Source organism: Micromonospora sp. DT47 (genome assembly GCF_049844475.1).
Lineage (GTDB): Bacteria > Actinomycetota > Actinomycetes > Mycobacteriales > Micromonosporaceae > Micromonospora.
This window is the reverse complement of the sequence record NZ_JBNCLC010000036.1, coordinates 22435-28947: the sequence shown is the minus strand read 5'-3', so window position 1 is coordinate 28947 and position 6513 is coordinate 22435. Positions and strand designations below refer to the sequence as shown.

Sequence of the window (6513 nt, the reverse complement as noted above, 5' to 3'; positions counted from 1 at the left end):
TGGATCAACAGCCCCGCCCGGCAAGAGCAACCCGCCCGCTAACGACAACCTGTCTCAGGTTGACTTGACAACTACCGATCCGCCACCCGAGCCGATCAGGAGGACGAACCACCGATGCCCAGCATGCCGCATCCAGATGAGAGCAGCCAGAGCCACCCGCGCGATGAGGAGATCATCCTCGGCGTCGACACCCACAAGGACTCCCACGTCGCCGCGATCATCACCGTACTCGGCGTCCTGGTAGCCACCGCGACGTTCCCGACCACCACGACCGGCTACCGGCAGCTGCTGGCCTGGGCACGCGGCTTCGGCGTGTTGTGCCGCGCCGGGGTCGAAGGCACCGGCTCCTACGGCGCGGCCCTGACCCGATACCTCCGCCGGCAGAACATCACCGTCGTGGAGGTCAACCGACCGGACCGGGCCGCCCGGCGCCGCCAGGGCAAAACCGACGCCATCGACGCCACGGCGGCCGCCCACGCCGTCTTGTCCGGCCGCGCGAACACCACGGCCAAGACCGCTGACGGGCCGGTGGAGATGCTGCGCATGTTCAAACTGGCCACAAACGCTACGTCGCCCGCGAAATCTACAACCTGCTCCGGCAGCTCGACCTCATCACTGAGTTTCCCCGAACGGCTTGACAAAACATAGGGGCATCAGAGCCATGGCCGCTGTAAGCGACGGCCGTCTGCCGACGGGAGCTACACCGGCCCCGATCCGGCGGCAGCGCGGCAGCCCGATCTGGCGCGCTACTGCGGCCCCCGATACTGCAGGGAGGCGATGAGATGGCCAAGGTCGCGCCGGTGCGAACTGGCCGGCCACGCCGCCCAGGTACGCCGGACAATCGGATGCCCGACCAGCGGCGACCAGGTGGCATACTCCGGGATCGGCTGTGACCAGTTGGGCGGCGCCAGCGCGAAGGCCGCACCGGCGGTCACGGCCGCGAGTTTCACCTCGGCGATCAGCGCCTGTCTCTCCGGCGCGGCGGGTCCCAACTCGAGGCCGTGGCTGCGCAGGATCGCGGTGAGCTCGTCGTACCAGGCGGCGCTCCCGGCGCGGGGGAAACCGACCCACTCCAGCCCGGCGAGCGCGTCCAACCGGATCCCGTCCGGCCCGGCGATCTTTGCGGCGCGGTCGGAGGCCAGCAGCACGCCCAGCCGTTCCTCGACAACCAGTACGGCGTCCAGGTCGTGCCCGATCGGGTGTTCCCGCACCAGTCCGACATCGATCTCGCCGGCGCGGAGCGCGGTGAACTGCGCCGCGGTGGACATATGGAGCGCCTGAACCCGGCTAGCCGGGTAGGCCGCAGCGAGCTCGGCGAGCGGCTGGGAGAGCAGGTCGGTGGGGAGTTCCAGCGGAATTCCGAGCCTCAGCACGCCTCCCCCCGCCGCCGTGTGCCGGGCAACTGCGGCCACCGCCTGGTCGTACCGCGCGAGCACCGCGCGCGCCTCGGCCAGCAGCGTCATGCCCGCCTCGGTGGGCCGCACGCCGGTGGTGCTGCGGGTGAGCAGCTGCACCCCGAGCTGTCGCTCCAGCGCGTTCGCGATCTGGGACAGGGCGGGTTGGCTCAGATGCAATCGCCGTGCGGCCGCGGACATGCTCCCTTCCTCGACGACCGCGATGAACGCACGCATCTCCCGTAATTCCACCTACCCATCACACCACGCACGTCAGGGCTGACCATGGAGTGGTGGGTGCCTTACGGTTGTGCGGCCGCTCATGATCTCGCTATGGGCGGCCACGGACTCGCGCGCCGGGTAGGCATTTCGCGACCGGAACGCGCAGGCGGCCGGCGGTCACCGCGTCGGTGAGCTACAGCCGGCGGCGGCGCGGATCTGTAACGCCGCGTCCGCGCCGGGTGCGCCGCCGAGCAGCTTTATACCGGCCCCCGCCCCGGGTGAAACGCCACGATCGTGGCGATGCGGGAGCCGTCCGGAAGAGTTCGACCGAGACGTCCACCGCCTCGTCGGAGCCGACCGTGTCGATGGCGGCGTCGATGCCCATCGGAGCAGCGGCGCGGACCCGGTCGGCGAGCCCGGGCCCGTAGGCAATCGGGATCGCACCCAGCTCGCGCAGCACGTCGTGCTTCCCGGGCTTGCGGTTCCGAACACGGTCGCGCCTTGCCCGACGGCGAGCTGCACCGCCAGGTGACCGACGCCGCCCGCGGCACCGTGGATCAACACCGCCTCACGCTCGCGGAGACTGACCGCCTCCAGCGCGTGCCTGGCGGTGGCGCCGGCCCCAATCAGGCCGCCGGCCTGCTCCCAGGACATCGTCGCGGGCGCCACCGACGACGCCGGGACTCGGCTGCGTACGCCCCGAACGCGCGGTAGGCGGTCACCTCGTCGCCGACCGCGATCGGGCCGGCCAGGCCAACGGCGTCCGCGCCGACGGCGGTGACCACGCCAGTGGCTTCGACGCCGAGTCGTGTCGGCAGGTTCGCCGGATCGGTGCCGAACACGCGCCCTTGGGTGGGCCCTCGCTGACATCCGCCGACCCGCACGACGGCCACCCGTCGATGAGCGCGCCACCCCCGCTCGCGGCTCGAGGTTCAAACACTCGCCCGAGCTGGAGCCGATTCGTGTGTGCGTCCTACCGTTCGTCAACTCGCACGATGGTGGCGAGTACGTCGTTGAACGCTTCGGTCGAAGTCGGGTGGGTGTAGACGGCGTCGCGGAGTTCGGCTGCCTTGATCCCGTGCCGCATGGCGAGTGCGACCGTGTTGATGATTTCCTGCGCGTCGACGCTCAGCAGGGCGGCGCCGAGAATCTCGTCTGTTTCGGCGTCAATCACGAACTTCATCACGCCGCGGGTCTCCTCGACGGCGTATGCCCGAGGCATCGCCACGATCTCGGCGACGGGTTGGCTCGCGATTTTCACCCGGTGCCCCGCCTGGCGGGCTTCTCTCTCGGTCATCCCCACGGTCGCCAGCGGCGGGTTCATGAATAGAGTGCGGGGGACGACGACTCGGTCGGTCGTCGAGCGCCGGCCCTCGCCGGTGAGTTGGTCGAGAACGATACGGCTGTCGTCGAGCGAGAGATAGGTGGTGAACTGGGCTTCGCCTTTGACGTCGCCGAGGGCGTAGATGTGCGGCTGGCTCGTCCGCAGGTACTCGTCGACCTCAATCGCGCCTGCCTCGGTGGTGCGGACGCCGGCGGCGTCCAGCCCGAGGTCGCGCGTTGCGGGCACGCGGCCGGCGGCGGCGAGGATGGCGTCGACTTCGACGCTGTGCTGCTGGCCGTCCTTGTCGTAGATGATCGTGGCGCCGCTCTCGCCGTCGCGTACCTGTGTCACGTGCGCACCGGTGACGATTTCGATGCCCTCGCCCGCCAGGATGCTCTCGGCCACGGCGGCGATGTCATCGTCTTCCCGGCCGAGGATCCTGGCAGCGCGGACGAACATGGTGGCCTGGGAGCCGAACGCGCGGTAGATGGAGGCGAACTCGATGCCGAGGTACCCGCCGCCTACGATCGCGAGCCGTTCCGGCAGGACCGTTGTCTCGATCAGATCGGTGCTTGTCAGGGTGCGCTTGCTGCCGGCAAGGCCGGGGATGTCGGGGATGATCGGTTCGGACCCGGTGTTGATCAAGATGGTTTCGGCGGTGACGGTGAGATGCTCGTCGGCCGTCACGACGCTGACGGAGTGCGGGTCGATGAAGGTGGGGCGGCCCGTGAGCACCGTCACGGTCTCGATGCTGTTCAGCGCGTCGAAGCTGCCGCGACGCATCATCTCCCGGATGGCCTGGACCTCCCGGACAGACTGTTGGTACCAGTCCTGCGCCGGGTCATCCGGCCGGCGTTTGTGGGAACGGTGGACGAGTCCCTTCGTCGGTACACAGCCGACGTTGGGGCAGGTGCCGCCGTACATGCGGTCCGACTGCTCCACGAGCACGACGCGCTTGCCGAGCCGGCCCATCTTCGCGGCTACGGTCTTACCCCCCTTACCAAAGCCGATGATGAGAATGTCGGCCTGAAGAGTGCTGTTCGCAGTACCCATGTCTCCGGTCTCCAACAAAGATCATTCGGCCAATGACGAGCGCGAGATCAAAGCCACATCACAAGTCGGACCCGGAGAGAGCCGGGCACCTCGACGACGCGAGTACCCCGGCATGCCCGGTAACCCGATATCGACCTGCCGCGACCGTGTGTCGACGATGGCCTGACCAAAAGCCCCGGCCCCACCCTATTCGAAGACGCGCTGCTCGGTGATTCGAACGAGTTATGGCCGCTCTAAGGGGGATGATCGGCTCTTGACCAGCCCGATGCCTGCGTGAGCGCCTTCGGCCCGATGCCTGCGTGAGCGCGTTCGATCGATGTACGGTTACGGTTTCGCGCACCTCTCCCATTGCCATGCGCTTGTCGCATCAGGTCGGGCCAAAGCCGAGACAGATCTTGTCTGGTCACAAGCACCGCTTATGACGGCCCTCGACAACCCGTCTGGCCGATCGCTGTGAATCCGACCGGCGAGGGGGTTGCCTTGCCGCCGAAGGGCCACCGCCAGACCGTCACCCGATCGAGGTCGGCGGAATTTCGACAGGAGTGACGATGGACACCACAGCACGACCAGAGACCTGGCTGGCCGCACTGCATTCTAGTTCCCAGCGACTGAACGCGGCCGTCAGCGACCTGTCCGAAGAGGCGCTGTCCCAACCCTCCTTCGACAGCGGCTGGAGCATCGCGCAGGTCCTGTCCCACCTGGGCAGTGCCGCCGAGATCTGTACGGCGCTGGTGGAGCGCGGGATCGCGGGCGACACCAACGGCCCGCGACAGGAGGAACTGAAGCCGGTATGGCAGCGCTGGGATGCCCTCTCGGGGCCGGCGCAACGCGAAGCCCGGCGGACAGCCGATGCTCGACACCTGCGGCTACTGGACTCGCTCGATACGAACCAGCGAAAGTCGGGACGGGTACCGTACTTCGCCGGGCTGCTCAGCGTGCCGGCGTACGCCGGGTACCGGCTCTCGGAGCAGTCGGTCCACGCCTGGGACATCGAGGTGGCGCTCGACCCGGCCGCGACGATTCCGAGCGGGGAGGTGCAGCTGCTGTGGGAACGTCTCGACCTGGTGGCGACGCGTTTCCGGGACGCGGACACGTTGGCGCGACTCGGCGCCAGGCAGCTCGCGGTGGAGCTGACCGACCAAGATCGCACCATGTGCCTCGATCTCGGCGCCGAGCTGCATCTGTACCCGTGCGAGCCCGCCGAGCCGACCGCCACCCTGTCCGGCACGGCCGAGGCGGTACTCCGGCTGGTGTACGGCCGCAACCGCCCGGACGACGGCATCAGGGTGAGCGGCGCGGTGACCCTCGACGACCTGCGGTCCCTGTTCCCGGGCTACTGAGCGGTCCTCCACAAGATCATGCGGCGGCCCGCTCCACGGTGGCGAACCGTGGAGCGGGCCGCGGGCAGGTTAGGCGTGCTCAGACGGCGATGCGCCCGCCGTCCACGGGCAGGAGCGCGCCGTGCACCCAGCTCGCCCGGTCGGTCGCCAGGAACACGATCGCGTCAGCGACCTCCCCGGCCTCGCCGGGACGTCCGGCCGGTGTCGTAGCGGCCAACTGCTCGAGGGCCTCGGTCATACCGGAGGTGCCTTCGGTACGGGTAGGGCCAGGGCTGACGGCGTTCACCCGGACACCCTGCGGCCCGTACTCGGCCGCCCAGGCCTTGGTCATCAGCACCAACGCCGCCTTGCTCCCCCCGTACAGGCTGTAGCCCGCAACACCCAACTCCGCCACCATGGTGCTCACGTTGATGATCGCACCGTCGCCACGCTTCGCCATCTCCGGCGCCAGCTCGGCGACCAGGAAGTACGGCGCCTTCACGTTCAACCCGAACACAGACTCGAAGTCCTGCTCGGTCACCTCGTGTGTCGGGCCGAACGGGTAGATGCCGGCGTTGTTGACCAGGATATCCACCTGGCCCGCCAGCTCCTTGGCCCGCACGGCCAACGCCCGAGCGGATGCCTCGTCACGCAGATCGGAGGCCACGAAGTCCGCCCGGCCACCAGCTGCGCGGATGTCCTGGACAACCTGGTTACCCCGGGCCTCGTCCCGGCCGGAGACCACCACGTGCGCACCGAGGCTGGCGAGCTTGATAGCGACCGCCCGGCCGATGCCACTGTTACCACCGGTCACCAACGCCGACTTGCCCTGCAGCTCTGACACTTTCTCCACCTGTATCTCTCGGAGTAGCGGATTCGGCCGGTGATGTGCCGGCCAGTGGGTGTAAGTCATCCGCGGGCCGAATGTTTCCCACTAAGCTCTTCACGCGACTTATGGCGGCCATAAACAACACGCGAGCATCCGCCTGCGGGGACCATTCCGGCTCGTGTCGATATTCACTTCGCTCAGCAGCAAGCGAAAGCCAACGCGGCCCTCACGCGCCGCGTTGCTTGCGGCTGGGCCAGCACGGGTCGTCGTCCTGATTCCCGTGCAAGTACCGATCCGAGCCTTTTCCAAGGGCGAGCAGATCGGCGACGTGTACGACGCGCTGCCCCATCCAGTGGTTCATGTCTGAAGTGG

Annotated in this window: 6 protein-coding genes; 2 read left to right on the top strand and 4 right to left on the bottom strand. The window is 68.4% G+C overall.

Annotated elements, in window-relative coordinates; translation table 11 throughout:
• The first annotated feature begins 114 nt into the window (after positions 1-114).
• Positions 115-648 (top strand): IS110 family transposase, encoded by a 534-nt coding sequence (locus tag ACLQ2U_RS30460; RefSeq protein ID WP_425754343.1) that lies wholly within the window; start codon positions 115-117, stop codon positions 646-648.
• A 98-nt stretch (positions 649-746) separates the two neighbouring features.
• On the opposite strand, the gene ACLQ2U_RS30455 is transcribed toward ACLQ2U_RS30460, so the two are convergent.
• The 3 genes from ACLQ2U_RS30455 to ACLQ2U_RS30445 all read right to left on the bottom strand — a co-directional run bounded on the left by ACLQ2U_RS30455 (position 747) and on the right by ACLQ2U_RS30445 (position 3993).
• Positions 747-1646: a LysR substrate-binding domain-containing protein gene (locus tag ACLQ2U_RS30455; protein WP_425754342.1), complete on the bottom strand. Its 900-nt coding sequence runs from the start codon at positions 1644-1646 to the stop codon at positions 747-749.
• 163 nt (positions 1647-1809) lie between these two features.
• Complete coding sequence (locus tag ACLQ2U_RS30450) at positions 1810-2076, bottom strand: hypothetical protein (RefSeq protein ID WP_425754341.1); 267 nt, start codon at positions 2074-2076, stop codon at positions 1810-1812.
• Between the two features lie 513 nt (positions 2077-2589).
• Positions 2590-3993 carry an FAD-dependent oxidoreductase gene (locus tag ACLQ2U_RS30445; RefSeq protein ID WP_425754340.1) on the bottom strand — a complete coding sequence of 468 codons (1404 nt, stop codon included), beginning with the start codon at positions 3991-3993 and terminating at the stop codon, positions 2590-2592.
• Between the two features lie 548 nt (positions 3994-4541).
• Here ACLQ2U_RS30445 and ACLQ2U_RS30440 point away from each other — a divergent pair.
• The gene (locus ACLQ2U_RS30440; RefSeq protein ID WP_425754339.1) at positions 4542-5333 is read left to right on the top strand and encodes a maleylpyruvate isomerase N-terminal domain-containing protein; all 792 of its coding nucleotides are present in this window, start codon (positions 4542-4544) and stop codon (positions 5331-5333) included.
• A 79-nt stretch (positions 5334-5412) separates the two neighbouring features.
• On the opposite strand, the gene ACLQ2U_RS30435 is transcribed toward ACLQ2U_RS30440, so the two are convergent.
• Positions 5413-6156: an SDR family NAD(P)-dependent oxidoreductase gene (locus ACLQ2U_RS30435; protein WP_425754338.1), complete on the bottom strand. Its 744-nt coding sequence runs from the start codon at positions 6154-6156 to the stop codon at positions 5413-5415.
• Between the last annotated feature and the right edge of the window lie 357 nt (positions 6157-6513).